Genomic DNA, 25,589 nt, shown 5'->3' on the forward strand with positions numbered 1-25,589 from the left:
CGTCAACCCCACTGACCAGCACCAACAGGATGAAAACTCCCCAATGTGGCTTTCGGGGCGTTGAGCGCCCCGAAAGCCACATTGGGAACCTTCAACGCCCCCAATGCCACATTGGGGGCGTTGAGCTATTCAGAGCACGGCGTCGGGGAGGGTGGTCGCGGGGCGGTGGCGGGCGAGGCGGGTGCTCAGCCAGCGGGTGGCCGGGGGTGCGGCCCACCAGAGGAGGCCCACGGCGACCAGGGTGATCGGGATCGTCCAGTAGGCGACCGGGGGCGCCGATTCGGTGTGCGCGTCGCCGAGGATCCAGGGGCGGAACTGCGCCTGGAGCAGGAGTGTCCCGTAGCCGGACGCGGTGACCAGGAGGGCTCCGGTGGCCGCGGTCAGGGCGCGGTGGTCGCGGCCGATCCGGAACGCGAGGTCGACCGCGACCCCGACGGCGAGCAGGTAGCACGGGACCGTCGACACCGGGAAGCCGGAGCCCAGCAGCAGCGGCCAGATCAGCAGGCGGTAGCCGACGTACAGCCCCGCCACGGTCGTCGCGGCCCAGGACCGGCCGATCGTGTGGCGGGCGAGCGCGAGGATCAGCGCGGACACGCCGATGCCCCACAGCGGGTAGACCCAGTCCGCGATCGGCATGGTGAAGTGCAGCACCGCGTCCCGGTCGACCGGGTGGCCGATCTGCTGCGCGGCGAACTCCAGCAACGACGGCTCGGCCTCGGGGACGCCGCGTTCCCAGGCGCGCAGGCCGAGGATGCCGTACTCCTGCTGGCCGTTCGGGAAGAACGTGTTCTCCAGGAAGAACGTCCACAGGGCGACCAGGACCACCGTGCGGGTGCGGCCGGGGGTGGAAAGTTTCAGCCAGCCGTCCAGGACTCCGGCCAGCATGATCCCGGTGCCCAGGTAGAGCAGCAGGTGGGACGGGCTCCACGCGGTCAGGTCGAGCCCGTTGATCCGGTGGTTCAGCACGTCCAGCGGCCCGGCGACGAGGAAGGTCGCCATCCCGGCCTGCATCAGCCGCAGCGAGCGCTTGTCGCAGCCCAGGCCGGTGTAGGTGTGGATCATCACCAGCACCACGACGATCCCGGTGCCCACGGTGTTGATCAGATGCGGCGGGGCCAGGTCGTCGCGGATGAACCGGAAGTGCCACGACATGTCCCAGGACGAGCCGAGCACCTTGAACGCGAACGCGACGACCCACATGGTGTAGGCGAAGTTGAGCGCCCAGGGCGCGGTCGGCTGCCCCGGCGCGCCGCGCTTCCAGTAGCGGCGGAAGAACAGCTTGGTCTTCGCGATCGGGCCGCGCGGGATCACGTCCGGATCAGCGGCGCGGGAAGAGTCGGCCGTCCTCGTCATAACGGCCATCATCTCTCGCGGAGCTACCGCTGGGTAGGGCGGCCGCCGGAAACCAGGGTTCACCCGGAGGGGTGGTGAGTTTGCGTCCCGGGCGAACGGGGAGGCAGGGTGTTCGGCCATGATGTCGAAACGTGTCGTGGCCGCGGTGCTGATCGCGGCACTCGTGCTCACCGGCGGCGGGGTGCTGGGGAGTCTCTTCTTCTAGCGCTGTGGAGCAGAATGGCGGCATGACGCACGCCAATCTGCTCGGCCCCGAGCCGACTCTGCTGCCCGAGCGAGCCGAAGCGCAGGCCGCGCTGGACTCCGGTACCGACCCCGCCGAGGTGGCCGCCGAGCACCCCGACTTCAGCGAGGCGTGGGCCGCCCTCGCCGAGCGCGCGCTGGCCGACGAGCAAATCGTCGCGGCCTACGCCTACGCCCGCACCGGCTACCACCGCGGGCTGGACCAGCTCCGGCGCGCGGGGTGGAAGGGATTCGGCCCGGTGCCGTGGAACCACCGCCCGAACCAGGGGTTCCTGCGGGCCTTGGCCGTCCTGGGCAAGGCGGCCCAGCGCATCGGCGAGACCGAGGAGTACGAACGCTGCAGCAAGTTCATCGCCGATTCGGACCCCGCGGCGGCCGAGGCCACCGGGCTGAAGTGACGCCGGGACCGGGCGTGCTCCGCGTCGGCGTACGCCCGGTCCAGGATGTCGATCCGCAGCACTAGAACTTGCCGCAGTTGTCCGGCGCGGGCTTGCCCGCGAACCGGTCGTTCAGCCAGCCGAACGCCTCCGGGAAGGCCGCGATCGCGCCGCCGACGTGGGTCGGCACGATCGAGGTGCTGAACTGCACGGTCGTCCCCCGCGCGCACCAGGACTCGGCCATGGTCTTGCCCTGCTCGTAGGGGACGATGTCGTCCAGGGCGCTGTGCACGACCAGCGTCGGCGCGGTCGGCTTGCGCGCACCGATCAGCTGCTCGGCGACCCGCGATTTGTACGGCTCCTCGCCGAGGTAGGCGGCGAGCGGGCGGCCGTCCCTGGTCAGCGTGCTGCTCCGGGTGAACGCGTGCGCCGCGATCGCCTGGACCGTGCACTCGTTCTTGACCTGCTCGAACAGCTGCTTGCCCTTGTCGTTGAGCACGTCCGGGATGTTCAGCTCCGGGTAGGCGTAGTCCATGCTGGCCAGCGCGAAACCGAGGAAACCGACCGCGTAGTGCCCGTCCAGGTTCTTCGCCACCGCGGCCAGATCGGCCGGGACCGCGCCCGCGTAGGCGCCCTTGACCTTCAGCTCGGGCGCGTAGCTCGGGTGCAGTTCCGCCGCGGCCGCGGACGCGCCGCCGCCCTGGGAGTACCCGGCGATGCCGACCGGTCCCGCGTCCGGCAGCTTCGCCTCGGGCAGCCGCTGCGCCGCGCGGATCGAGTCCAGCACCGCGTGCCCCTCGGCGGCGCGGTTGACGTAGGTGTGCGTGCCCGGCGTGCCTAGGCCCTCGTAGTCGGTCACCACCACGGCGTATCCGCGCAGCAGCAGGCCGGAGATGAACGGCCCCTCGTACTCCAGGCCCGCGGCCATCGCCTTGGACGGCGCGCAGTCGTCGCCGACGCCCTGGGTCCCCGGCGCGTAGCCGATGATGGGTCGTTCACCCGGGCCGTCCCACTTCGCGGTCGGGGTGAGCACGGTGCCGGTGACCGCGATCGGGCGGTCGTGGGTGTCCGTGCTGCGGTACATGATGCGCCGCACGCTCGCCGGCGCGCGGATCAGCTTCACCGGGTCGACGAAGAAATCGGCAGGTTCGTGTTTGATGATGTCGCCATTGCTTCCCGCGGGAAGTGGCGAGGGAGGATCGTAGAACGAGGGAGCGGCGGCGGCCTGGGATGAACCGAAGGTCAGCAGCGCGAGTGCGGCGGCTGAAGAGAGGGCGGCGGCCAGCCCGCGGCGAACGAACATACGCATGCAAGCTCTCCGATGAGCAGGGGTTTTCCGACAGCATTGTCGGAAAAAGAATCACGTGAGGTGAACGACATGTCAAGCCCGACCCGGCGCGGGCCCGGCCGGCCGCGGAAGCTGCCGGCGGACGAACAGCGCGCGCTGGTGCTGGCGGCGGCCCGCGGAGCATTCGCGGCGCACGGCGCGCAGGCCGCCACCATCGAGCAGATCGCCCGGGACGCGGGGGTTTCCCGGCAGGCGGTCTACGAGCAGTTCGGTGACAAGAACACGCTGTTCAACGAGGTCGTGGCCGATCTCGAGGAGCGGGCCTTCGCGGCGATCGGCTCGGTCGCGGCCGGGGACGCCGAACTCGAACTGCGGGCGTGGGCGCGGAAGAACTACGCCGCGATGTTCACCTTCGTCGCGGAGCACCCGGACGCGCTGTCGGTGCTCGGGGAGGCCGAGCGGCTCGGCGATCCGGCGATGACCCGGCTGCGGGCCCGGCTCGCCCGGGTCTACACCGAGGCCAGCAGGCGGCGCTGGGCGGAATTCGGCGTGGAACCGGGGCGAGCCGACACCGCGCTGGTCACCATGTACTTCGCGATGACCGAGGCGCTGGTGAACCTGACCTGGGACGGGGACCCGCCGGACCGGGAGGCGCTGATCGATCTGCTCACCGAGTTCACCATCGGCGGCGTGGTCCGGCTGTACGAGCAGGCTTCGGACGTGATCGCCCGGATGCGTTAGTCCTTTGTGGACTCTCAGAGGGGTTTCTCGAACGGCAGGTGGCCGATGGTCAGCGGATCGGCGTCGACGTCGAACAGCGGTGTGTACCCGGCGGCCAGGTACAGGCCCTTCGCCTCCGGTTGCCGGGGGCCGGTGGTGAGGAAGAGGCGGCGGTAGCCCCGCCGCTTCGCCTCGGCCTCCAGTTCGGCGAGCACCCGGCGGGCCAGGCCCCGGCGCCGGTGCGCCGAATGCGTCCAGACCCGCTTGACCTCGGCGGTTTCCGGGTCGTAGCGGCGGAACGCCCCGCCCGCGACGCTTTCGCCGTCCTCCCGGAGGAGCAGGAAGGCGCCGTCCGGGGGCGCGAACTCCGCCGCCGGGTACTTGCTCATCTCCACCGCGGCGCTCGGGCCGTAGCGGGCGTGGTACTCCACGTTCAGCTCGGCGAGCATCGGCTCGGCTTCCGGATCGGTGACGGCGTACTGCCGTATCTCGTACGTCACCCGTCCACTGCTACCGAATCACCGGCCGGTGCGGCGACCGCCCGGGCCGCCCGGTCCCGCTTCGCGACCTCTTCCCGCACGATCGGGATCACGTACCGGCCGAAGTCGATCGTGTCGCCGAGCAGGTCGTAGCCGCGCGCGGACAGGATGTCGACGCCCAGGTCGTAGTAGTCGAGCAACGCGGCCGCGACCGTTTCCGGCGTGCCCACCAGAGCGTTCGAGTTCCCGGCGCCACCGGTCGCCGCCGCGGTCGGCGTCCACAGCGCACGGTCGTAGCGCTCCCCGGCGGCGGCCACCGAGAGCAGCCGCTGCGAACCGGTGTTCTCCGGATTGGTCAGCGAGTGCCGCCGGGTCAGCTGCTGACCGCCCGCGGTGCGCGCCTTGATCGCGTCCACCGTGCGGTAGGCCTTCTCCCAGGCGAGTTCCTCGGTCGGCGCGATGATCGGCCGGAACGCGACCTGGATCCGCGGCCGGTCGGTGCGCCCGGCGGCGCGCGCGGCGGCCTGGACGGCCTCGATCTGCTCGGCGGTCTGCGCGAGCGGTTCGCCCCACAGGCAGTAGATGTCCGCCTCGGCGCCACCGGCGGCGTAGGCGGCCGGTGAGGAACCGCCGAACGAGACGTTCGGGCGGGGTTGCTGGACCGGCCGGATGTCGCTGACGAAATCGGCGAACCGGTAGTGCTCGCCCTGGTGGTCGAACGGCTCGTCGGAGGTCCACGCCCGCTTCACGATCTGGATGTATTCCCTGGTGCGCGCGTAGCGGTCGTCCTTGGTCAGGTAGTCGCCTTCGCGCTGCTGCTCGTGGTCGTTGCCGCCGGTGATGAAGTGCACGGTCAGGCGGCCGCCGGAGAGCTGGTCCAGCGTGGCGAACGTCTTCGCCGCGAACGTGGGGTAGGAGACGTTCGGCCGGTGCGCCAGCAGGATCTGCAGCTTGTCCAGCTTGGTGGCGACATACGCGGCCGCCTGCGCCGGATCGGGCCCGCCGGAGCCGTACGCGAACAGCACCCGGTCCCAGCCGTGGTCCTCGTGCGCGCGGGCGAGTTTGAGCGTGTATTCCTTGTCGAAGACGCCGCCGGAGCGCGCACGCGTTTCGGAACCGTCGTGCGTGCCACCGATTCCCAGGAACTCAACAGGCATGATCCGCCACCCTTCTGTCCTGATTTCGAGGACTACGCCCGGTCGGAGGGAAGCGGCAACGGAGTCCGGACTGTGGGAAGGTTGGCGGGAATGGCGGATACGCGGCGTACTTTCGGTGACATGCCGCCGTTTCAGCTCGCGATCGTGGGCGCCGGACCGCGCGGGATTTGCGTGCTGGAACGGCTTTCCGCGAACGCGCCCGAGTTTCTCGGCGGGCGGCGGCTGGTGGTGCACCTGATCGACCCCTTTCCGCCCGGGCCGGGGCGGGTGTGGCGTTACGACCAGTCGCCGTTCCTGCGGATGAACTCGATGCCCGAAGACGTCACCATGTTCACCGACGAAACCGTGCTGATCGACGGCCCGGTCCGGCCGGGGCCCTCGCTTTCCGAATGGGCCCGGCGGGTGCGTTCCGGGAAACTGGCGGTGGACGTTCCCGCCGACGTGCGGGAGGAACTCGCCGGGCTGGCCCCCACCTCGTTCCCGACCCGGCGGCTGCAGAGCGTGTACCTCGACTGGGTGTACCGGAAGGTGCTCGCCGAGTTGCCGGACGGGGTCGAGGTGATCGAGCACCGGGCGCGGGCGATCGGGCTGACCGGTGATCCGGTGCAGCGGGTGTGGCTCGAGGGCCGGGCGGAACCGCTGCACGCGGACGCCGTGCTGCTGACCGTCGGGCACCTCGACGCCGGACCGGACGCGGCCGCCGCCGGACTCGCCGGATTCGCGGAGCGGCACGGGCTCGGCTACTACCCGGCCGGGTACACCGCCGACGTCGACTATTCCGCGGTGCGGCCGGGGGAAACCGTGCTGGTGCGCGGTTTCGGGCTGGCGTTCGTCGATCTGATGCTGCTGCTGACCCAGGGGCGCGGCGGCCGGTTCGTCGAGCAGGACTGCGGCGGGCTGCGGTACGAGCCCAGCGGTGCCGAGCCGGTGCTGCACGTCGGTTCCCGGCGCGGGGTGCCCTACCACGCCAAGACCGGGTACCGCCTGCGCGGGGAACCGTTGCGGTTGCCCAGGTTCTTCGATTCGTACACCGTGGAGAAGCTCACCGCGCTGCCCGGGCCGCTGGATTTCCGGACCGACGTGTGGCCGCATCTGGCCAAGGAGATCGCCTGGGGTTACTACACCGAGTTGTTCACCGGGCATCCGGACCGGGTGCGGATGGACTGGGCGGTGTTCGCGGACGCGTTCGCCGATTCCCGGTGGGACAGCGCGGAACTGCGGGACCTGATCCGCCGCGCGGTCCCGGCCGAGGCGGACCGGCTGGACCTGGAGCGCCTGGACCGGCCGCTGGCCGGGCTGCGGTTCGGGAGCGCCGAGGAGTTCGGCAAGCACCTGCGCGAGTACGTCGAAGCGGATCTCGCCCGCCGCGCGGATCCCGAGTTCAGCGCCGATCTGGGCGCGTTCATGGCGTTCCTGTCCGTGCTGCCCCCGCTCGCCGCCCTGGTCGGCACCGGCCGCCTCGGCGCGGACTCCCAGGTGTCCGATGTGGACGGATGGTGGCACGGCTTCTTCAGCTACTACGCCAGCGGGCCGCCGCCGCGCCGCCTGGAGGAACTGCTCGCCCTGCACGAGGCGGGCGTGGTTTCCTTCCTGGGCGCGGAAATGCGGGTGCGGGCGGATGCCGAGCACGGGGTGTTCGAAGGCAGTTCCGCGAGTTTTCCGGGAACCGTGCGGGCGACCACGCTGATCGAGGCGCGGCTGCCGGAGCCGAGTGTTCAGCGCGCCACGGACAAGATCCTGCGCGAGCTGCGGGATGCGGGCGAGCTGGCCGAGGAGGCCGTGCTCGATCCGGCCACCGGTGCTCGCCTGCCGTCCGGCCGGATCCACACGCGCGTCGACGATTCCCGCCTGCTCGACGCGAACGGGAACCCGCATCCACGCCGGTTCGCGGTCGGCCCGCACACCAGCGCCCGTTCGGCCGCCGCGTTCACCCGGCCCCGGCGCAACGCCCTGCCGCTCCGCCAGAACGACGCCGTGGCCCGCGAAATCCTCCGCCTGGCGGTGCTGCCCTGACAAATGTCATGCCGGGTTCCGGACGTTCGGCATCGGTGACGAACCGCGCTCGCGGCGAAGCTGGTGTCACCAACGGATCGAAGGAGCCGAGCATGACCCAGATCGCCGAAGCCGGGCAGACCGAAGGCAACCCGCTGCTGCGCAGCCTCTCGCCGCTGATTGTGGACGCCGGTGTGCCGGTGGCTACCTACTACCTGCTCAGCAAGGGCTTCGACTTCAGCGTCACGGCCGCGCTCGCCTGGAGCAGCGTGCTCCCCGCGGCCCGCACGATCTGGGGACTCGTCGCGCGGCGCCGGTTCAACGCCCTCGCGGCGTTGATCCTGGCCGCCAACGTGGTGAGCCTGCTGCTGAGCGCGGTCGTCGGCGATCCGCGGCTGATGCTCGCGAAGGACAGCGGGGTGAGCAGCGTGATCGGCATCGCCGTGCTGTGCTCGGCGTTCCTCGGGCGGCCGATCATGACCGCCGCGATGAAACCGTGGGTCACCAAGGGGGACCCGGCGAAGCTCGCCGCCTGGGACCGGTTGGCCGCGGCCTCCCCGCGATTCCGCCGCGCCGAGCGGACGTTCTCGATCGTGTGGGGCGCGGCGCTGCTCACCGAATGCGTGGCGCGGGTCGTGGGCGCGTACACGTTGCCGATCGACACGATGGCCTGGCTGGGCTCGGTGTTCCTGATCGGCGCGATCGCGGTGGCGATGGTGGTCGGCGGCGGGCTCGCCGTGGATCCGATGGAGAAGATGGTCGAGGCCGAAGCTCGGTGAAGAAAGAGCACCCCCTTGGCTCAGCGGCCAAGGGGGTGCTGGGGTTCAGGTTCTCAGCACTTGCCGAGCATTTCCGTCAGCGCGGCCTTTTCGGCGTCGTTGACGGTCAGCTTGAACTTGTGCTTCACCGCGACCCACATGCTCGCGTAGGTGCACCAGTAGCCGGTCGTCGGCGGCTTCCACTGGTCCGGGGACTTGTCGCCCTTCTCCTGGTTCACGTTGTCGGTCACCGCGATCAGCTGCGGATCGGTCAGATCGTTCGCGTAGGCCTGGCGCTGTTCTTGGGTCCACTTCGCCGCCCCGGTGCGCCACGCGTCGGCGAGCGGGACCACGTGGTCGATGTCCACATCGGACGGTTGGGTCCAGGTGGCGCCGTCGTACGGGCTGAACCAGCTGCCGGACGTCGGGTAGCAGTCGGAGCCGGTCTGCACGTCCTTGCCGTCCCGCTTGAGCACCGCCTCGCGGGTGTTGCAGCTGCCGTCCTGGTCGATCCAGTGCGGGAACTTGTCGCGGTCGTAACCGTCGAGCGGACCGTCCGGCGCGACGGACAGCTCGCCGAGGAGGGTTTTCGCGGTCGCGCCGTCCGGGATGCCCGGGGGTTCCGCGGCGGCGGTGCCACCGAGGCCGGTGGTGAGCAGGGCCGCGATCCCGGCCACGGCGAGACTCTTGCGAATGATGCGGGACGCCCCAGGAGTGGTCACGTGAGTTTCCTTCGCCTTGGTTGTCAGTGACTTTCTGACTGTGACTCACCAAGGTGACCAAAGCAACACTCAGAGGTGACAATCCAACGATCGTCGGCTGACACTCCGTAACCGTCCGCGTTACGGGAGGCCGCGGACCAGGCGGAGGTCTTCGGTGTGCCGGTACCAGGTCCAGCGCTTCACCGCGCGCGGATGCGGCACGCCGTCCGACACCGGGATCGCCGGGATGCAGCCGAGCTGGAACGCCCGCCCGGTCACCGTCGCCGGGCGTTTGAAGATCAGCCCCCGGGTCACCCGGGCGACCAGGCCCGGGCCGCCCTCGTCGTCCGGTTCGACCACGATCGAGCGCGCCGGGCCACGCAAGGCGACCGCGTCGTCGCAGTACGCCACCCCGCGCACCGGGCCGAATGTGCCGCGTCCCACAAGCACGCCCCCCGAATCGTCACGCAGCAGTGGCACCGGATCGACCTCGCCGCGCAGGGCGAGCGCCAGCGCGGCCGCCGGATCGACCGGCAGCCGCCACAGCCCGGCGACCGCGGACGCCGGATCGGCGGGGACGAACCCCACCGACACCGCGCCGAGCTTTTCCTTGCGCAGCAAGCGAAGCACCACCGCGGCCAGATCCGCGTCGGTGCCCGCGACGGTCACGTGGTCCACGCCCGGCTCGGCCAGCAGCGGGTCCACCTCGGCCTTCCCCGGGCGTTCGCCGACGGTCTCGACGCGCAATCCCTCGACGGCCGGGAGGGCGGGCGCGCCTCGCCCGCAAACCAGCACCAGTCCACGCACCGCCCGATCCTCCGTTACGCTCATGCACCGGCATTTGCCAGCGCCGTTGTCCCGCGCGGGACACCCGCACCCGAGCCTCTGCCCACAACAACTTGGAGTGTCACATGCCGGCCATCGTGCTCATCGGTGCCCAATGGGGCGACGAAGGCAAGGGAAAGGCCACCGACCTGCTCGGCGACCGCGTCCAGTGGGTCGTCCGCTATCAGGGCGGCAACAACGCCGGGCACACCGTGGTCCTTCCCGACGGGCAGGACTTCGCGCTCAAGCTCATCCCGTCCGGCATTCTCACCCCGGGTGTGACCAACGTTATCGGCAACGGCGTGGTCGTCGACCCCGGCGCGCTGCTCGACGAGCTGACCGGCCTCGAGGAGCGGAACGTCGACACGTCCCGCCTGCTCATCTCCGCCGACGCGCATCTGATCATGCCGTACCACGTGGCCATCGATAAGGTCACCGAGCGTTACCTGGGTGCGAAGAAGATCGGCACCACCGGCCGCGGCATCGGCCCGTGCTACCAGGACAAGGTCGCCCGCGTCGGCGTCCGCGCGCAGGACCTGCTGGACGAGAAGATCTTCCGGCAGAAGGTCGAGGCCGCCCTGGACTTCAAGAACCAGGTGCTGGTCAAGGTCTACAACCGCAAGGCGCTGGAACCCGAGCAGGTCGCCGACGAGGTGCTCGCCCAGGGCGAGAAGTTCGCGCACCGCATCGCCGACACCCGCCTGCAGCTGAACAAGGCGCTGGAACGCGGCGAGAACGTCCTGCTCGAAGGCTCGCAGGGCACCCTGCTGGACGTCGACCACGGCACCTACCCGTTCGTGACGTCCTCCAACCCGACCTCGGGCGGCGCGAGCGCCGGTTCCGGCATCGGCCCGGGCCGGATCACCACCGTGCTCGGCATCCTCAAGGCGTACACCACCCGCGTCGGCTCCGGCCCGTTCCCGACCGAACTGCACGACGAGGCCGGGGAGTACCTGCGCAAGACCGGTGGCGAGGTCGGCGTGAACACCCGCCGCCCGCGCCGCACCGGCTGGTTCGACGCGGTGATCGCGCGCTACGCGGTGCGGGTCAACGGCATCACCGACTACTTCCTCACCAAGCTGGACGTGCTGTCCAGCCTGGAGAAGGTGCCGGTGTGCGTCGGCTACGAGGTGGACGGTTTCCGCACCGAGGACATGCCGATGACGCAGACCGACGTGCACCACGCCGTGCCGATCTACGAGGAGATGCCCGGCTGGTTCGAGGACATCTCCGGCTGCCGCACGTTCGAGGAGCTACCGGCGAACGCCCGGGCGTACGTCGAGCGCATCGAGGAACTCTCCGGCGCCCGCGTCTCCGCGATCGGCGTCGGCCCCGGCCGCGACCAGACGATCGTGCGGCACGAGTTCCTCTGAGTCACCTCGAAACTTTCATGAGGGGACCCCTCCGGACAAATCTTGTCTGGAGGGGTCCCCTCATGAAAGTCACCCCGACCGGCAGGGTCAGGGGGCCAGGTTCGTGGTCACCGGGGTGGGATTGCGGAACAGGTCGAGCACCGGGCAGTGCTCGTCCACCTGGCGCTTCAGCTCCTCGTAGCGGGCGGGATCGGCCGGGCCGGTCAGGTCGACGTGCACACGGACGCCGGAGAAGCCCGCGCGCGTGGTTTCCGAGAAGCCGAAGAACCCGTGCAGGTCGAGGTCGCCCTCGACGGTCACCCGGATCGACTCCAGCGGCAGGCCGAGCTTCGCCGCCCAGAACTGGTAGGTAACCACTTGACAAGAACCGAGTGACGCGAGCGCGTACTCGACCGGGTTCGCCGCGGTGTCCGTGCCGCCGAGCGTCGGCGGTTCGTCCACGGTGAACGCGTGCTCGCGCACCCGCACGTCGACGGTCGTGTTCGAACCGGCCACCAGCTCGTGCGTCACGCTGAACTGGACGGCTCCGTTGCGCGGGTCGGCGTCGAGCGCCTGCCGGGTTCCTTCGATGACAGTGGTGAGGGACATGCCCCGAACGGTCGTCCGCCCACCACGCCCGGACAAGGGCATCCCGTGGATTGGAACGGGAATACCCGGCTCATGGCACGCCTTGAACCGCGGTATGACGATCGGGGTAGCGATTCTTCCGTCCGCGGACGGTTCGACGTACGGCAACGCGGTGGACGAGGTGGTCGGCAAGGCGCGCCAGGCGGCCGAGGCCGGGTTGAAAACGGTCTGGACCGGCCAGCTGTTCCACTTCGACTCCGTCGCCCTCGTCGGGCACGTCGGCCGCGAGGTCCCGGAGATCCAGGTCGGCACCTCGGCGGTGCCCATCTTCGGGCGGCATCCGATCCTGCTCGCCGCGCAGGCGCAGACCGCGCAGGCCGCCACGCACGGCCGGTTCACCCTCGGCGTCGGGCTCGGCGCGCGGGCGTTCGTGGAACCCGTGTTCGGCGTGCCCTTCGAACGCCCGGCCAAGCACCTCGCGGAGTTCCTCGCCGCGCTGCGGTCGCTGTTCACCGAGGGAAGCGTCGACCTCCAGGGCGAGACGCTGACCGCGCGGAGCCCGCTGCCGACCGCGCTCCCCGGGGCGACCCCGCCGCCGCTGCTGGTCGCGGCGATGGGCCCGCAGGCGCTGCGGGTCACCGGGGAACTGGCCGACGGGACCCTGCCGTTCCTCGCCGGGCCGAAGGCGCTCGGCGAGCACATCGTCCCGGCCCTGACCAAGGCCGCGGAGCACGCCGGGCGCCCGCGGCCGCGCGTGGTCGCCGCGATCCCGGCCGTGGTCACCGACGACGTCGAGGCGGCCCGGGAGAAGGCCGCCGAGCAGACCGCCTTCTACGACCAGATTCCGTCCTATCAAAGGATTCTCGGCCTGGAAGGTGCGTCGCGGGCGGCCGAGCTGGTGGAGATCGGGAACGAGGAGGCGGTCGCCGCGGGGATCCGCCGGTACTTCGACGCGGGCGCGACCGAGGTCATCCTGACCCAGACCGGGCTCGCCGGGCCGGAGGCCGAACTGCGCACCTGGAAGCTCGGCGGCGAGCTGGCCCGGAGCGGACTCCGGGCATAGCAGGCGATTCGGGCGATTCGTGAAAGTTCGTTGCGGCCCGGCTCGGCGCGTCACTAGTGTCAGTTCCACTGGGGACGACCGCCGCGAGGAGCGATGCGTGACCGCCGAAGGCGAAGCAAGGCTGGCACTGACCGTCAACGGGCAACACTCCGAACTGGACGTCGATCCGCGGACCACGCTGGTCGACGCTTTGCGGGACGGGCTCGGTCTCACCGGCACCAAGAAGGGCTGCGACCGCGGTGAATGCGGCGCGTGCACGATCCTGCTGGACGGCCGCCGGGTCCTGTCCTGCATGACCCTGGCCGTCGCGGCGGGCGGCGCCGAGGTGACCACCATCGAAGGTCTGGCCCGGGACGGCGAGCTGCACCCGGTGCAGCGCGCCTTCCTGGAGAGCGACGCGTTCCAATGTGGATTCTGCACGCCCGGTCAGGTGCTGTCCGCGGTCGCCTGCATCGCCGAGGGCCACGCCGGATCCGACGACGAGATCAGGGAGTGGATGAGCGGCAACCTCTGCCGCTGCGCCGCGTACCCGCAGATCGTCGCCGCGGTGTCCAAGGCCGCGCGGAGTGTCCGATGAGGACGTTCAGCTTCGACCGCGTGACAGCCGTCGAGGAAGCGTTGTCCGCGCTGCGCGAACCCCGGACCCAGCTGATCGCCGGGGGCACCGAGCTGGTCAACTGGCTCAAGGAGGGCATCGAGGCGCCGGACCGGATCGTCGACATCACCCGCGTTCCGTTGCACGGCCTCGAATCCGGCCCGGAAGTGCTGCGGCTCGGGGCGCTCGCGCGGATGAGCGACGTGGCCGCCGATCCGGACGTCCGGCGCGACTACCCGGTGCTCGCCGAATCGCTGCTGCGCGCGGCCTCGGCGCAACTGCGCAACATGGCCACCCTCGGCGGGAACCTGATGCAGCGCACCCGGTGCCCGTACTTCCGCGCCGGCACCGAGTTGCCGTGCAACAAGCGCACGCCCGATTCGGGTTGTTCCGCGCTGCACGGCGACACCAGCACGCACGCGATCTTCGGGTGGAGCGAGCAGTGCGTGGCCACCCATCCCTCCGACCTCGCGGTCGCGCTGTCCGCGCTGGAGGCCGAGGTCGTGGCGCGCAGCGAACGTGGCGAGCGCCGCATCCCGGCCGCGGAGTTCCACCACCTGCCCGGTGAAAATCCCGCACGGCACAACGAACTCCTGCCCGACGAGCTGATCACCGCGATCGAGATCCCGGCCCGGCCAGCCCCGGGCTCGCACTACCTCAAGGTGCGCGAGCGGGTCTCCTACGAGTTCGCGGTCGTTTCGGCCGCGGCCGTGGTCCGGCTCGACGGCGGCGCGATCGCCGAGGCCAGGATCGCGCTGGGCGGCGTCGCGCACCGGCCGTGGCGGCTGCGCGAAGCGGAAGCCGCGTTGCCCGGCCTGGACCTCGCCGACGCCGACGGCCTGCGCGCGGCGATCGACCCCGCCTTCGCCGACGCCCGCCCGCTGCCGGGCAACGAGTACAAGGTCACCCTGGGGCAGCGCGCGGCACTGCGCGCACTCCGGATCGCGGGGGAACGCGCATGACGACCGGACTGTTCCGGCCGGACGGCCCGGCCAAGCTCACCGGCGCGGCGACCTACGCCGGGGACACCCCGAAGCCGGACGCCCTGCACGCCGCGCTCGTCCTGTCGACCGTCCCGTTAGGACGGTTGGCGGCCGTGGACGTGCCCGCGGTGGACGGGGTGCACGCGGTGTTCACGCACGAGAACCTGCCGCGGCTGAACCGGATGCCGATGCCGCCGCTCGGGCACACCGTGCTGGGCCTGCGCGACGACGAGATCCATTTCGAGGGCCAGCCGATCGCGATCGTGCTGGCCGACACCCCGCAGCGGGCCCAGCACGCCGCCGAGCGGACCACCGCGCGGTACGTGGACGTGGCCGAACCGCTGGCCTTCGCCGACGCCGGGGAGACCCGGCAGGAAACCGGCGTGTGGGTGCCGGTCGACTACGGCGGCGGGGACGTCGACGCCGGGCTCGCGGCCGCGGATGCCGTGGTGTCGCAGCGGTACACCACGTCCGACCGGCACGCGAACCCGATCGAACCGTGGTCCGTGCTGGCCTGGTGGTCCGGCGACGGGCTGGTCGTGCACGCGTCGGTGCAGACGATCACCATGACGCAGCGGACGCTGGCCGAGTTGTTCGGCCTGCGGCCGGAACAGGTGCGGGTGGTCAGCCCGTTCGTCGGCGGCGGATTCGGGTCGAAGGCGTGGATGTGGCCGCCGATCCCGCTCGCGGCGGCCGCGGCGAAAGCCGCCGGGCGGCCGGTGAAGCTGGTGCTCACCCGGGCGCAGATGTTCACCCTGTGCGGGCACCAGCCCGCGACCCGGCAGACGGTTTCGGTCGGCGCGACCGGGGACGGGCGCCTCACCGCGTTCCGGCAGCACTTCACCGCCGCCACCGCCCGGTTCGACGGCTACCTCGAGGGCGGCACCGGGCCGCTGAGCTGGCTCTACGACTGTCCGGCGATCGAAACCCGGGTACGCGCGGGCCTGACCGACCGGCCCAACCCGACCCCGATGCGCGCGCCCGCCGAAGGGATCGGCCTGTTCGGCGTGGAATGCGCGCTGGACGAACTGGCGTACCGGCTGGACCTGGATCCGGTCGAACTGCGGCTGCGCAACGAGCCGCCGGTGGAACCGCTGACCGGGAAGCCGTTCTCCTCGCGGAAGCTGGTCGAATGCCTGCGCGAGGGGGCGCGGCGGTTCGGCTGGGCGGACCGGGATCCGTCGCCGCGCTCGATGCGCGACGGGGACGAGTTCGTCGGCTGGGGCATGGCCGTGGCGACCCGGGAAACCGTGCGGGCGGCTTCCGCGGCCCGGTTGCGCGTGCACGCCGACGGGCGGGTCGTGGTGGAAACCGGGCTGCAGGAGATCGGCACCGGGATGCCCGCGCTCGTGCGGGCCGTGGTGGCCGAGGCGCTCGAGGTCGCGCCGGGGCAGGTCGAACTGCGGCACGGGGACAGCACGCTGCCGGAGGCGAGCCCGTCGATCGGGTCGATGTCGGCGATGAGCGTGGGCGCGGCGGTGCGGGCCGCGGCGGACGAGGTGCGCGAGAAGCTCGCCGCGGTCGGCGGCCTGGCCGGACTCCGCGACGCGGGCCTGGACACCGTCGAGGTCGAGGGCCGCTGGGACCCGCCCGAGGGCGAGGACGAGTACTCGACGAAGTCGTACGGCGCCATCTTCGCCGAGGTCCGGGTGGACGCGGACCTCGGGCTGGTGCGGATGCCGCGCGCGGTCGGCGTGTTCGCGGCGGGGCGGATCCTGAACCCGGCGACCGCGCACAGCCAGCTGACCGGCGGGATGATCTGGGGCTACGGCCAGGCCCTGCTGGAACGCTCGGTGCTGGATCGGGGCCGCTTCCTGGCCAAGAACCTGGCGGGTTACGTGGTCCCGGTGAACGCGGACATCGGCGACCTCGATGTGTCCTTTGTGGACGAATTCGACGAGCATGCGAGCCCGCTCGGCGCGAAGGGGGTGGGCGAACTGGGCGCCATCGGCGTCGCCCCGGCGATCGCCAACGCCGTCTTCCACGCCACCGGCAAGCGGGTCCGCGGCCTGCCGATCCGGATCGAGGACCTGCTCACGACAAGCGCGAGGTGAGGGTGTTGGACAGCGCGAGTTCCTCCAGGTCGAGTTCGCGCAGCACCTTGCGCAGCACCTCGTCGTCCAGCCGCCCGGCCTCCCGTTCCGCGAGCAGGGTTTCCCGCTGGGTGATCAGCAGTTCCCGGCGGGCCTTGACGAAGGCCGCGTGCGGGCTGGCCGCGCGTTCCTCGGCGGACAGCGAGATCGCCGCCACCGCACCGCGGTAGCGGGTCTCCACCAGGGTCCGCAGCCGGGCCGCGAGCTTCGCCGCCCGTTCCTCCGAGATGTCCACAGCAGACAGATGATCGGCGAGGAGTTCGTCCAGCCGGTTCAGGGCCGCCTCCATCGCGGCCGAGCGGGCTTCGAGTTCCTGGGCCTCGTCGCGGGCGGCCTCGTCCTCGTCGCGCACCTTGAGCTTCCGGATCAGCGCGGGCAGGGTCAGGCCCTGCACGAGAACCGTCCCGATCGCCACCGCGAACGCGAAGAGCTGGATCTCGTCGCGGCCGGGAAACGGTTCGCCGGACGCCGTGACCAGCGGGACACCGGTGGCCGCGGCGAGGGTGACCACCCCGCGCATCCCGGTCCAGGACAGCACGGTGAGCTGGCGCCAGGACGGCGCCGGACGTCCCCGGCCGAACAGCCGCACGGCCCGCGGCAGGTACGTGCTGAGGAACACGTATGGAATGCGGACCGCCATCGTCACCAGCAGCACCACCAGCGCGCACCAGACGAGCGTGAGGTTGTCCGAGTGGGAGGCCTGGACGCTGTCCAGCACGAACGGCAGCTGCAGGCCCATCAAGGCGAAGACCAGCGCCTCCAGCAGCACGTCGATCGCGGCCCACACCGACGAGTCCTGCACCCGGGTCGCCGAACTCGCGTGCAGCGACTGGTTGCCCAGGTACAGCCCGGCGGTGACCACGGCGAGCACCCCGGAACCGCTGAAGTCCGCGGAGAACGGGTGCAGGTGCTCGGCGGCGACGTACACGGCGAACGGCACGACCACCCCGAACGCCGATTCCATCAGCGGGTCGTCGAGTTTGCGGCGGACGAAGCCGACCAGCAGCCCGGCGACGAGCCCGACGCCGATGCCGAGCACCACGGCGACCGCGAACACCGCGAACCCGTGACCGATCGAGCCGGCGGTGCCGAGGACCGCGGCGAGGGTGATCTTGTACAGGGTGAGCGCGGCGGCGTCGTTGACCAGGCTCTCCCCGGTCAGCACGGTCATCAGCCGGCGGGGCAGGCCGAGCCGCCGCCCGATGGCGACCGCGGTGACCGCGTCCGGCGGGGCCACCACCGCGCCGAGCACGAACGCCGAGGCGAGCGGGAGATCGGGCAGCAGCAGGTGCACGGTGAGCCCGACGACCAGCGCGGTCACCAGGACCAGCACCACCCCGAGCGCGACGATCGCCCGGGACGCGGCGCGGAACTGGGCGAACGAACTCTCCAGCGAGGTCGAGTACAGCAGGGGCGGCAGGACCAGGGTGAGGATCAGTTCCGGCTCGAGTTCGAGCCGCGGCACCCCGGGGATGAACGAGATCCCCAGCGCCACCACCACGATCAGCAGCGGCGCCGAGAAGTTGAGGTGCCGGGCGAGCGCCGTCAACCCGAGCGAACCGGCCAGCACGGCCATCAGAACCAGAATCTCCATCGACAACCTCCCGCCCCGATCTTCACCCACTCACCCCCACTTCGCCGGTTCCCCCAATGTGGCTTTCGGGGCGTTGGGCGCCACCAATGCGGCATTGGGGGCGTTGAGCGCTACGAACGCCGCATTGGGGGCATGGCGAGGGGGTGCACACGGAAGGGAACCGGGTACCCCAGCACTCGGTTCCCCCACGTACACAAGGCACCCAGCGTGCCGTACATCTCGAAAGTGGCCGCACTTTCGCCGCCCGGCGAGGCGAGTTCGGCAGGGGCAGGTTTCACTGAGCGGAAGGGGGCTAGCCAGGAGTGTTCGCATTGCGCATCATTGGTCGCCAAGCGAACACAGCTCGTGCGACGAAGCACTCGGAGGCCGCCATGCCTGAGCAAACTCGTGACCGCCCCTGGGTCCTGCCGCTGTGCTGGGCCTCGGTGCTGCTGGAAGGGTTCGACCTGGTCGTCCTCGGCACCGTGCTCCCGGTGCTGATCCGGGACAAGGTGTGGGGCATGACCCCGGGCATCGGTTCGGCGGTGTCCACCGTGGGCCTGCTCGGCATGATGGTCGGCGCGCTGACCATCGGCACGATCACCGATGTCATCGGCCGCCGCAAGGCCCTGATCTTCGCGGTGACCAGCTTCTCCGCCCTCACCCTGCTCTGCGCGTTCGCGCCGAACGTGCTGATCTTCGCGATCCTGCGGTTCCTCGCCGGGCTCGGCCTCGGCGGCTGCCTCGCGACGGCGATCGCCCTGGTCACCGAGTACGCCCGCACCGGCCGCAGCAGCAGTTCCACCACCACCCTGATGACCGGCTACCACGTCGGCGCCGTGCTCACCGCGCTGCTGGGCATCGTGGTGATCCCCGAATTCGGCTGGCGCGCGATGTTCGTGATCGGCGCGGCGCCCGCGCTCGTGCTGGTGCCGCTGATGCTGAAGTACCTGCCGGAGTCGCAGGCGTTCCTGGCGGCCAAGGGCGCCACGATCGACCGGCCCGCCGCCAAGGAAAGCCTGAACGCCGTGCGCGCGCTGTTCCAGGGCGGGCTGACCCGGGCCACGATCGCGTTCTGGATCGCGTCCTTCATGGGCCTGCTGCTGGTCTACGGGCTGAACACCTGGCTGCCGGAGATCATGCGGTCGGCCGGCTATCCGCTGGGCCGGGCCCTGTCGCTGCTGCTCACCCTGAACATCGGCGCGATCGTCGGGCTGGTGATCGCGGGCCGGGTCGCCGACAAGATCGGCGTGCGCAACGCGACGATCGGCTGGTTCGGGCTCGCCGCGGTCGGCCTCGCGCTGCTCAGCGTGAAACTGCCCGGCTTCGGGCTGTACGCGGTCGTGCTGATCGCCGGGATCTTCGTGTTCAGCTCGCAGGTGCTCGTCTACGCCTACATCGGCCGGGTCTACCCGGCGGCGAGCCGGGCCACCGGGCTCGGCTGGGCCGCGGGCACCGGGCGCCTCGGCGCGATCACCGGGCCGCTGCTCGGCGGCGCGCTGCTGTCCGCCGGGATCGCCTACCCGTGGGGCTTCTACGCGTTCGCCGTGGTCGGCGCGCTGGGCGGGCTCGCGGTGATCGCCGTGCACGCGCGCACCAGCGAACCCGCCCAGAACGTCAGCGCCGGGTGAACGCCCGCACGGCCTCGAGGGCGGTGTCGGGCTGGTCGGCGAAGAAGCCGTCCAGCCCGGCTTCCAGGAACGCCTCCTCCTCGGCGAACACGTCGCCCCAGGCGGCGGGTCCACCGGCCGAGCGCAGGTTCGTCGGCAGGAAGTTGTTCTCGTTGCGGAAGGTGTACGGCACGACCCGCAGCCCCGCCGCGTGCGAGTCCCGCACCAGCGCGGACGGCGTGGTCAGGTTCCCGGCGGCGTCGCGCGGGATGACCTGGTTCTTCTCCGGGCCGAGGTACCGCGCGTAGGTCGCGACCTCGCGCAGGCCCTGCGGCGTGACCAGATCGGCGTAGGTCCGCGGGTCGCCCTTGGCGACGAAGTCCGCGGGCGCGCCTTCGGCCGAGGTCAGCTGCACCAGCGGCACCCGCACCTGCCGGTGCAGTTCCTTGAGGTTGGACACCTCGAAGGACTGGATGATCACCGGGGCGTTCCGCCGGTTCAGCCCGTTGCGGTTGAGGATTTCCACCAGTTTCGGCTCGGTGGGGTTGTGGATCGACTGGAAGTACGTGGAGTGCTTGATCTCCGGGTAGGTGCCCAGCGTCCGGTGCAACTCGCGCCCGAGCCGCCGGGTCAGGTCCAGCACCTCCTGGTACGTGGCGATCTGCCACCGTCCGTTGTAGAGGGTGTTGTTCGTCCGCAGATCCGGGATCCGCTCGACCGCGCGCAGCGTCTTCAGCTCGGCGAGCGTGAAGTCCTCGGTGAACCAGCCGGTGAGCGCGGTCCCGTCGATCACCTTGGTGGTCTTGCGGTTCGCGAACTCGGGGTGCCGCGCGACGTCGGTCGTGCCGCCGATCTCGTTCTCGTGCCGGGCCACCAGTTGCCCGTCCTTGGTGGGCACCAGGTCCACGTCCACCCAGTCCACGCCCTGCCGGTAGGCGAGCTCGTAGGAGGCCAGGGTGTGCTCCGGGCGGTATCCGGGCGCGCCGCGATGTCCGACGATCACCGGCCCATCGTGCCCGCGTCCCGCGATCGCCGCATCGGTGGCCGCCTCGTTCGCGCTGGCGGGCCCGATCGCCAGGCCCGCGGCGCCGAGCACCGCCAGACCGGACAGGGCCAGCACGCCCAGTCGCTTTCGCATCATCGAACAACCTCGTCTTTCGGATGTGGAGAAATCCAGGCCACCTTTGCCGCCGGTCACGTCCGACCGGCGACCGGGGTGCGACCGGGTACCGACATACGGGTAAACGGCCGGTAGATCAAGCCTTGGGTTGTGACCCGGAACACCGTAACGTCCGATGCGCGCGAAATGGGCGATCGGAGGCACGATGTCCACGGCGGAAACCCGGGAACCCGAAGGGGGTTCAGCGCGCCTCGCCGTGGACACGCGGGCCGCGGAGATCGCCGCCGAGCACGACGAGGAACGCCCGGCGCGGCACCTGTCCCGCCGCCCCGAGCGGATCGTGTACCTGGTCGCGCTGGCCGTCGCGGTGCTCGTGCTGAAACAGGTGTTCTTCCCGTTCAGCAAGGGAAACCAGTTCTACCTGGTGATCTTCCTCGGCTGCGCGCTGCCGCTGGTGTTCCTGTGCTACCGGCCGCGGGGCCGCAAACCGGACGGCCGGGACGACCCCGGAGTGCTGGACTGGGTGCTGTCCGTGCTCGCCCTGCTGGTCGGCCTGTATCCGGTGCTGGGCGGTTACGACGCGTTCCTCGATCGGCAGGGCGTGCTGTCCAGTGTGGACATCGTGGCCGGTGCGCTACTGCTCGTGTTGATCCTGGAAGCCACCCGCCGCACCACCGGGCTGGTGCTGCCGCTGGTCTGCGTGGCCTTCCTCGCCTACGCCTACTACGGCGGCTATCTCCCGCAGAACTGGGGAATCGCGCACGCGGGCGTGGACTTCAGCCAGATCGTCAACGCGCTCTACAACGACGCGAGCGGCTTCTACGGGACCCCGCTGGACGTGGCGGCCAGTTACATCGTGCTGTTCACCATCTACGGCGCGGTGCTGAACGCCTCCGGGGCCGGGAAGTTCTTCGTGGACATCTCGTTCGCCGCGTTCCGCCGCTCCCGCACCGCGCCCGGGCGGACCACCGTGCTGTCCGGGTTCCTGCTCGGCACGGTCTCCGGTTCGGGCACCGCGACCGCGGTCAGCCTCGGCGCGATCACCTGGCCGATCCTGCGCAAGGCCGGGTATCCCAAGGAGAACGCGGGCGGGCTGCTCGCCGCGTCCGGGATCGGCGCGATCCTGTCTCCGCCGACGCTCGGCGCGGCCGCGTTCATCATCGCCGAATACCTGCAGACCTCGTACCTGACCGTGCTGATCTGGGCGACCGTGCCGACCCTGCTCTACTACCTCGGCATCGTGTTCGCGGTCGAGGCCGACGCCCGCCGGTTCGGCGCGAAATCCGTCGACGTGCCCACCGGCCGGGCCGGGAAACTGTTGCTGCGCGGCGGTTACCACTTCCTGTCGCTGGCCGTCATCGTGGTCTTCCTGGCCCTGGACATTCCGCCGTTCGCCGCGGTCGTCTACGCCAGCGGGGTGGCCGCGCTGTTCGCATTGGTGAGCCGGGTGGCCGGTGGCGGCCGGGCCGCGATCGGCGGCTGGGCCAAGGACATGGTCGACGCGCTGTCCGCGGGCCTGCGCGGCGCGCTGCCGGTGGTCGCGGTGTGCGCGGCGGCCGGGGTGATCACCTCCACGATCACCAAGACCGGGCTCGGGCAGGAACTCGCCGACGCGCTGGTCGAAGCGGCCCGCGCGCTCACCGGCAACGCGACCGCGATGCTGGTGGTCACCGTGCTGTTCAGCGCGATCGCGGTCGGCGTGCTGGGGCTGGCGGTACCGGTCACCGCGTCGTTCATCATCGCCTGGGTGGTCATCGGCCCGGCGCTGGCCGACCTCGGCGTCGCGGACGCCGAACGCGCGATGTTCATCTTCTACTACGCCGTGCTGTCCGAGGTCACCCCGCCGACCGCGCTGGCCGCGGTCGCGTCGGCCGCGATCACCGGCGGTTCGGTGCTGAAAACCATGTGGCAGTGCTGGAAGTACACGCTGCCGGCGTTCCTCGTGCCGATCGCGTTCGTGCTCACCGGCAACGGCGCCGCCCTGCTGCTGCAGGCCGGGCCGGTGACCGTGCTGTGGGTGGTCGCGGTGTCGGCGCTGGCCGTCGGGGCGCTGGCGGTGGTGACCGGCGGCTGGCTGTTCGGCCCGGTGCGCTGGCCCGCCCGCGCGCTGTTCATCCCCGCCGCGTTGTGCCTGCTGTACCTGGAACCGGTGCCGATCGCGGTCGGAATCGGTTGCTGCCTGGCGGGTCTCGTCCTGCACGCGGTGTTCCGGACCAGAGAACCAGTTGGGACGTAAGGAGAAATCATGCGCGGGAAGGCTTGGTTCGCGATCGCCGCAGCGATCGCGCTGGTGGCGAGCGGCTGCGGTGGCAAGCAGGCCTCGGACAACAAACCCGGCGGGGCGGTCGCCTGCGAGGCCGCGGACGGGCGGATCACCATCGCCACCGGCAACAGCGGCGGCGTGTACTACGTCCTCGGCGGCGGGCTCGCGCAGTTGATCAGCAACAACAGCAAGCTCAAGGCGACCGCGGCGGAAACCGGCGCCTCGGTGCAGAACATCCAGCAACTGGTCGCCGGTTCCTACGACGTGGCGTTCGCGCTCGCCGATTCCGCGGCCGACGCGGTGAACGGGAAGGGCGCGTTCGAGGGCAAACCGCAGAAGATCCAGGCGCTGAGCCGGATCTACTCGAACTCCACGCAGGTGCTGGTCCGGGCGGGCGCCGGGATCAACTCGATCGCCGACATGCGCGGCAAGCGGATCTCCACCGGTTCGCCCAAGTCCGGCACCGAGGTGATCGCGAACCGGCTGCTGCAGGCGGCCGGGCTGAACCCGGAGACCGACGTGCAGGCGCAGCGGCTGGACCTGGCCAAGACCGCGGACGGGATGAAGGCGGGCACGATCGACGGCCTGGTGTGGTCCGGCGGCCTGCCCACCGCGCAGATCACGGACATCACGACTTCGCTCAAAGGGCAGGTGAAATTCCTCGACATCACCGGCCAGCTCGACGCGTTGAAGCGGATCAACCCGGTGTACGACCGGGGGGTGATCCCGGCGGCGACCTACGGGCAGCCCGCGGACACCCCCACGATCGTGGTGCCGAACCTGTTGCTCGTGCGGGAGGACTTCCCGGCCGGAAACGCCTGCGCCATCACGAAACTGATCTTCGAACGGAAGGCGGAGCTGGCGAAGGTGCATCCGGTGGCCAACGAACTCGATCCGGCGGTGGCCCGTCAGTCCCTGCCGGTTCCGCTGCACTCCGGCGCCCGCCAGGCCCTCGGCTCCTGACCGGCGGCACTTTGGGTGAAATGTGCCCTCCGTTACGTGACCGAACGAAGGCACTTCTGCCCCAAAGTGCGCAGGCGCGGTACCCGACGGGTCGCACTTCGTCGGCTAAGTGCGACCCCGGCCAGGCGCGAGGTTACGCTTTGGTCCGTGCGTGTCCTGGTTGTCGGGTCCGGTGCCCGCGAACATGCCCTAGTCCTCGCCGCGTCCCACGACCCGGCGGTCACCGCGCTCGGCTGCGCGCCGGGCAACGCGGGGACCGTCGCGCTGGCCGAACAGCTCGGGGTCGACGCCGCCGATCCGGCCGCGGTCGCCGAGCTGGCCAGAGGCTGGCAGGCCGATCTCGTGGTGATCGGGCCCGAGGTGCCGCTGGTCGCCGGGGTCGCCGACGCGGTCCGCAAGGCGGGGATCGCCTGCTTCGGACCGTCCGCCGCGGCGGCCCGGATCGAGGGGTCCAAGGCCTTCGCCAAGGACGTGATGGCCGCCGCGAAGGTCCCGACCGCGCACAGCGAGATCGTGGACAACCCGGCCCACCTCGACGCCGCGCTCGCCCGGTTCGGCCCGACCTGGGTGGTCAAGGACGACGGCCTCGCCGCGGGCAAGGGCGTGGTGGTCACCACCGACCTCGACGTCGCCCGCAAACACGCCATCACCCTGCTCGACGGCGGGCACCCGGTCCTGCTTGAGTCCTTTTTGGACGGACCGGAGGCGTCGCTGTTCTGCCTCGTGGACGGCACGACCGTGGTGCCCCTGCTGCCCGCGCAGGACTTCAAACGCGTCGGCGACGGCGACGCCGGGCCGAACACCGGCGGGATGGGCGCCTACGCCCCGCTGCCGTGGGCCCCGCCCGGGCTGGTCGACGAGATCGTCCACGACATCGTGCAGCCGGTCGTCGACGAGCTCGCCGCGCGGGACACCCCGTTCTCCGGCCTGCTCTACGCCGGGCTCGCGCTGACCTCCGACGGCCCCCAGGTGATCGAGTTCAACTGCCGCTTCGGCGATCCGGAGACCCAGGTCGTGCTCGCCCTGCTGGAGACCCCGCTGGCCCAGCTGCTGCACGCGACGGCGACCGGCAAGCTCGCCGAGCAGCCGCCGCTGGAATGGCACGACGGCGCCGCGGTCACCGTGGTCATCGCCGCCGACGGCTACCCCGGCGTCCCGCGCCCGGGTGACGTGATCACCGGCGGCGACGGCGAAGGGGTGCTGCACGCGGGCACCCGCCGCCGCGACGACGGCGCGGTCGTCTCGCACGGCGGCCGCGTGCTGTCCGTGGTCGGCGTGGGCGCCGATCTGGCCGAAGCCCGGGAACAGGCGTACGCGCGGGTCGCGAAGGTGCACCTGCCCGGTTCGCACCACCGCACCGACATCGCGCTGCGCGCGGCCGAGGGCGAAGTGGCCGTTCCGGCTCGCTGAAAACTCGCGGGAACCGGTCGCCGGGTTTCTTCGTCAAAACTCAGGTCGCCGTCACACGCACGTTGGTAGCCTGCAGGTTGAGT

22 protein-coding genes are annotated in these 25,589 nt (G+C 70.9%); 13 read left to right on the forward strand and 9 right to left on the reverse strand.

Annotated features, from left to right (window positions below; all coding sequences use genetic code 11):
* Nucleotides 1–129: 129 nt before the first annotated feature.
* Nucleotides 130–1,353: a hypothetical protein gene (locus FXO23_RS12495; RefSeq protein WP_158884232.1), complete on the reverse strand. Its 1,224-nt coding sequence runs from the start codon at nt 1,351–1,353 to the stop codon at nt 130–132.
* Between the two features lie 227 nt (nt 1,354–1,580).
* On the opposite strand from FXO23_RS12495, the gene FXO23_RS12500 reads away from it, so the two are divergent.
* Nucleotides 1,581–1,994 carry a DUF3151 domain-containing protein gene (locus FXO23_RS12500; RefSeq protein ID WP_158884234.1) on the forward strand — a complete coding sequence of 138 codons (414 nt, stop codon included), beginning with the start codon at nt 1,581–1,583 and terminating at the stop codon, nt 1,992–1,994.
* 61 nt (nt 1,995–2,055) lie between these two features.
* Here the strand turns inward: FXO23_RS12500 and FXO23_RS12505 are convergent, their stop codons facing one another.
* Nucleotides 2,056–3,282: a lipase family protein gene (locus tag FXO23_RS12505; protein ID WP_158884236.1), complete on the reverse strand. Its 1,227-nt coding sequence runs from the start codon at nt 3,280–3,282 to the stop codon at nt 2,056–2,058.
* A 69-nt stretch (nt 3,283–3,351) separates the two neighbouring features.
* Here FXO23_RS12505 and FXO23_RS12510 point away from each other — a divergent pair, with 69 nt between their 5' ends.
* Complete coding sequence (locus FXO23_RS12510; RefSeq protein WP_158884238.1) at nt 3,352–4,002, forward strand: TetR/AcrR family transcriptional regulator; 651 nt, start codon at nt 3,352–3,354, stop codon at nt 4,000–4,002.
* 14 nt (nt 4,003–4,016) lie between these two features.
* Here the strand turns inward: FXO23_RS12510 and FXO23_RS12515 are convergent, their stop codons facing one another.
* Together FXO23_RS12515 and FXO23_RS12520 are read right to left on the reverse strand one after the other, a co-directional pair.
* The gene (locus FXO23_RS12515) at nt 4,017–4,481 is read right to left on the reverse strand and encodes a GNAT family N-acetyltransferase (protein WP_246257161.1); all 465 of its coding nucleotides are present in this window, start codon (nt 4,479–4,481) and stop codon (nt 4,017–4,019) included.
* Nucleotides 4,478–5,617, reverse strand: coding sequence for an LLM class flavin-dependent oxidoreductase (locus FXO23_RS12520; RefSeq protein ID WP_158884240.1), 1,140 nt, complete (start codon nt 5,615–5,617; stop codon nt 4,478–4,480). The genes FXO23_RS12515 and FXO23_RS12520 overlap by 4 nt, the downstream gene beginning before the upstream one ends.
* A gap of 120 nt (nt 5,618–5,737) precedes the next feature.
* Here FXO23_RS12520 and FXO23_RS12525 point away from each other — a divergent pair, with 120 nt between their 5' ends.
* Both FXO23_RS12525 and FXO23_RS12530 read left to right on the forward strand, forming a co-directional pair.
* Nucleotides 5,738–7,630 carry an FAD/NAD(P)-binding protein gene (locus tag FXO23_RS12525; protein ID WP_158884242.1) on the forward strand — a complete coding sequence of 631 codons (1,893 nt, stop codon included), beginning with the start codon at nt 5,738–5,740 and terminating at the stop codon, nt 7,628–7,630.
* A 92-nt stretch (nt 7,631–7,722) separates the two neighbouring features.
* Nucleotides 7,723–8,388, forward strand: coding sequence for a VC0807 family protein (locus FXO23_RS12530; RefSeq protein WP_158884244.1), 666 nt, complete (start codon nt 7,723–7,725; stop codon nt 8,386–8,388).
* 53 nt (nt 8,389–8,441) lie between these two features.
* On the opposite strand, the gene FXO23_RS12535 is transcribed toward FXO23_RS12530, so the two are convergent.
* Together FXO23_RS12535 and FXO23_RS12540 are read right to left on the reverse strand one after the other, a co-directional pair.
* On the reverse strand, nt 8,442–9,044 hold the full coding sequence (locus FXO23_RS12535) for an HNH endonuclease family protein (protein WP_158884688.1): 603 nt from the start codon (nt 9,042–9,044) through the stop codon (nt 8,442–8,444).
* Nucleotides 9,045–9,209: 165 nt separating this feature from the next.
* On the reverse strand, nt 9,210–9,875 hold the full coding sequence (locus FXO23_RS12540) for a hypothetical protein (protein ID WP_158884246.1): 666 nt from the start codon (nt 9,873–9,875) through the stop codon (nt 9,210–9,212).
* Nucleotides 9,876–9,979: 104 nt separating this feature from the next.
* On the opposite strand from FXO23_RS12540, the gene FXO23_RS12545 reads away from it, so the two are divergent.
* Nucleotides 9,980–11,266 carry an adenylosuccinate synthase gene (locus FXO23_RS12545; protein WP_158884248.1) on the forward strand — a complete coding sequence of 429 codons (1,287 nt, stop codon included), beginning with the start codon at nt 9,980–9,982 and terminating at the stop codon, nt 11,264–11,266.
* 87 nt (nt 11,267–11,353) lie between these two features.
* Here the strand turns inward: FXO23_RS12545 and FXO23_RS12550 are convergent, their stop codons facing one another.
* Entirely contained in the window at nt 11,354–11,854 is a 501-nt protein-coding gene (locus FXO23_RS12550; RefSeq protein ID WP_158884249.1) for an OsmC family protein, read from the reverse strand.
* 94 nt (nt 11,855–11,948) lie between these two features.
* Here FXO23_RS12550 and FXO23_RS12555 point away from each other — a divergent pair, with 94 nt between their 5' ends.
* The 4 genes from FXO23_RS12555 to FXO23_RS12570 all read left to right on the forward strand — a co-directional run bounded on the left by FXO23_RS12555 (nt 11,949) and on the right by FXO23_RS12570 (nt 16,528).
* Nucleotides 11,949–12,896, forward strand: coding sequence for an LLM class F420-dependent oxidoreductase (locus FXO23_RS12555; protein WP_158884251.1), 948 nt, complete (start codon nt 11,949–11,951; stop codon nt 12,894–12,896).
* Nucleotides 12,897–12,993: 97 nt separating this feature from the next.
* Nucleotides 12,994–13,473 carry a (2Fe-2S)-binding protein gene (locus tag FXO23_RS12560; RefSeq protein WP_218951972.1) on the forward strand — a complete coding sequence of 160 codons (480 nt, stop codon included), beginning with the start codon at nt 12,994–12,996 and terminating at the stop codon, nt 13,471–13,473.
* The gene (locus FXO23_RS12565; protein ID WP_158884253.1) at nt 13,470–14,453 is read left to right on the forward strand and encodes an FAD binding domain-containing protein; all 984 of its coding nucleotides are present in this window, start codon (nt 13,470–13,472) and stop codon (nt 14,451–14,453) included. Before FXO23_RS12560 ends, FXO23_RS12565 begins: the two co-directional genes overlap by 4 nt.
* Nucleotides 14,450–16,528 carry a xanthine dehydrogenase family protein molybdopterin-binding subunit gene (locus FXO23_RS12570; RefSeq protein ID WP_158884255.1) on the forward strand — a complete coding sequence of 693 codons (2,079 nt, stop codon included), beginning with the start codon at nt 14,450–14,452 and terminating at the stop codon, nt 16,526–16,528. Before FXO23_RS12565 ends, FXO23_RS12570 begins: the two co-directional genes overlap by 4 nt.
* Here FXO23_RS12570 and FXO23_RS12575 read toward each other — a convergent pair.
* Nucleotides 16,509–18,161, reverse strand: a complete 1,653-nt coding sequence (locus tag FXO23_RS12575; protein ID WP_158884257.1) for a Na+/H+ antiporter — start codon at nt 18,159–18,161, stop codon at nt 16,509–16,511. The two genes, FXO23_RS12570 and FXO23_RS12575, sit on opposite strands and share 20 nt — an antisense overlap.
* Before the next feature lie 371 nt (nt 18,162–18,532).
* On the opposite strand from FXO23_RS12575, the gene FXO23_RS12580 reads away from it, so the two are divergent.
* The gene (locus tag FXO23_RS12580) at nt 18,533–19,771 is read left to right on the forward strand and encodes an MFS transporter (RefSeq protein WP_158884259.1); all 1,239 of its coding nucleotides are present in this window, start codon (nt 18,533–18,535) and stop codon (nt 19,769–19,771) included.
* Here the strand turns inward: FXO23_RS12580 and FXO23_RS12585 are convergent.
* Nucleotides 19,758–20,891: a glycerophosphodiester phosphodiesterase gene (locus FXO23_RS12585; RefSeq protein ID WP_158884261.1), complete on the reverse strand. Its 1,134-nt coding sequence runs from the start codon at nt 20,889–20,891 to the stop codon at nt 19,758–19,760. The two genes, FXO23_RS12580 and FXO23_RS12585, sit on opposite strands and share 14 nt — an antisense overlap.
* A 184-nt stretch (nt 20,892–21,075) precedes the next feature.
* Between FXO23_RS12585 and FXO23_RS12590 the strand changes: the two genes are divergently transcribed.
* The 3 genes from FXO23_RS12590 to purD all read left to right on the forward strand — a co-directional run bounded on the left by FXO23_RS12590 (nt 21,076) and on the right by purD (nt 25,506).
* Entirely contained in the window at nt 21,076–23,106 is a 2,031-nt protein-coding gene (locus FXO23_RS12590) for a TRAP transporter permease (RefSeq protein ID WP_158884263.1), read from the forward strand.
* 9 nt (nt 23,107–23,115) lie between these two features.
* The gene (locus tag FXO23_RS12595) at nt 23,116–24,096 is read left to right on the forward strand and encodes a TAXI family TRAP transporter solute-binding subunit (RefSeq protein WP_158884265.1); all 981 of its coding nucleotides are present in this window, start codon (nt 23,116–23,118) and stop codon (nt 24,094–24,096) included.
* Nucleotides 24,097–24,243: 147 nt separating this feature from the next.
* Nucleotides 24,244–25,506 carry a phosphoribosylamine--glycine ligase gene (gene purD / locus FXO23_RS12600; protein WP_158884267.1) on the forward strand — a complete coding sequence of 421 codons (1,263 nt, stop codon included), beginning with the start codon at nt 24,244–24,246 and terminating at the stop codon, nt 25,504–25,506.
* The last annotated feature ends 83 nt before the right edge of the window (nt 25,507–25,589 follow it).

This window comes from Amycolatopsis anabasis (assembly GCF_009765355.1).
Classification (GTDB): domain Bacteria; phylum Actinomycetota; class Actinomycetes; order Mycobacteriales; family Pseudonocardiaceae; genus Amycolatopsis; species Amycolatopsis anabasis.

Bases quoted from the DNA above. Each gene is read 5' to 3' on its own strand.
- FXO23_RS12575 (WP_158884257.1), bottom strand. From the start codon at position 18,161: ATGGAGATTCTGGTTCTGATGGCCGTGCTGGCCGGTTCGCTCGGGTTG.
- FXO23_RS12545 (WP_158884248.1), top strand. From the start codon at position 9,980: ATGCCGGCCATCGTGCTCATCGGTGCCCAATGGGGCGACGAAGGCAAG.
- FXO23_RS12495 (WP_158884232.1), bottom strand. From the start codon at position 1,353: ATGACGAGGACGGCCGACTCTTCCCGCGCCGCTGATCCGGACGTGATC.
- FXO23_RS12500 (WP_158884234.1), top strand. From the start codon at position 1,581: ATGACGCACGCCAATCTGCTCGGCCCCGAGCCGACTCTGCTGCCCGAG.
- FXO23_RS12520 (WP_158884240.1), bottom strand. From the start codon at position 5,617: ATGCCTGTTGAGTTCCTGGGAATCGGTGGCACGCACGACGGTTCCGAA.
- FXO23_RS12550 (WP_158884249.1), bottom strand. From the start codon at position 11,854: ATGTCCCTCACCACTGTCATCGAAGGAACCCGGCAGGCGCTCGACGCC.
- FXO23_RS12585 (WP_158884261.1), bottom strand. From the start codon at position 20,891: ATGATGCGAAAGCGACTGGGCGTGCTGGCCCTGTCCGGTCTGGCGGTG.
- FXO23_RS12595 (WP_158884265.1), top strand. From the start codon at position 23,116: ATGCGCGGGAAGGCTTGGTTCGCGATCGCCGCAGCGATCGCGCTGGTG.
- FXO23_RS12570 (WP_158884255.1), top strand. From the start codon at position 14,450: ATGACGACCGGACTGTTCCGGCCGGACGGCCCGGCCAAGCTCACCGGC.
- FXO23_RS12590 (WP_158884263.1), top strand. From the start codon at position 21,076: ATGTCCACGGCGGAAACCCGGGAACCCGAAGGGGGTTCAGCGCGCCTC.
- FXO23_RS12510 (WP_158884238.1), top strand. From the start codon at position 3,352: ATGTCAAGCCCGACCCGGCGCGGGCCCGGCCGGCCGCGGAAGCTGCCG.
- FXO23_RS12505 (WP_158884236.1), bottom strand. From the start codon at position 3,282: ATGCGTATGTTCGTTCGCCGCGGGCTGGCCGCCGCCCTCTCTTCAGCC.
- FXO23_RS12530 (WP_158884244.1), top strand. From the start codon at position 7,723: ATGACCCAGATCGCCGAAGCCGGGCAGACCGAAGGCAACCCGCTGCTG.
- FXO23_RS12580 (WP_158884259.1), top strand. From the start codon at position 18,533: ATGCCTGAGCAAACTCGTGACCGCCCCTGGGTCCTGCCGCTGTGCTGG.
- FXO23_RS12525 (WP_158884242.1), top strand. From the start codon at position 5,738: ATGCCGCCGTTTCAGCTCGCGATCGTGGGCGCCGGACCGCGCGGGATT.
- FXO23_RS12565 (WP_158884253.1), top strand. From the start codon at position 13,470: ATGAGGACGTTCAGCTTCGACCGCGTGACAGCCGTCGAGGAAGCGTTG.
- FXO23_RS12555 (WP_158884251.1), top strand. From the start codon at position 11,949: ATGACGATCGGGGTAGCGATTCTTCCGTCCGCGGACGGTTCGACGTAC.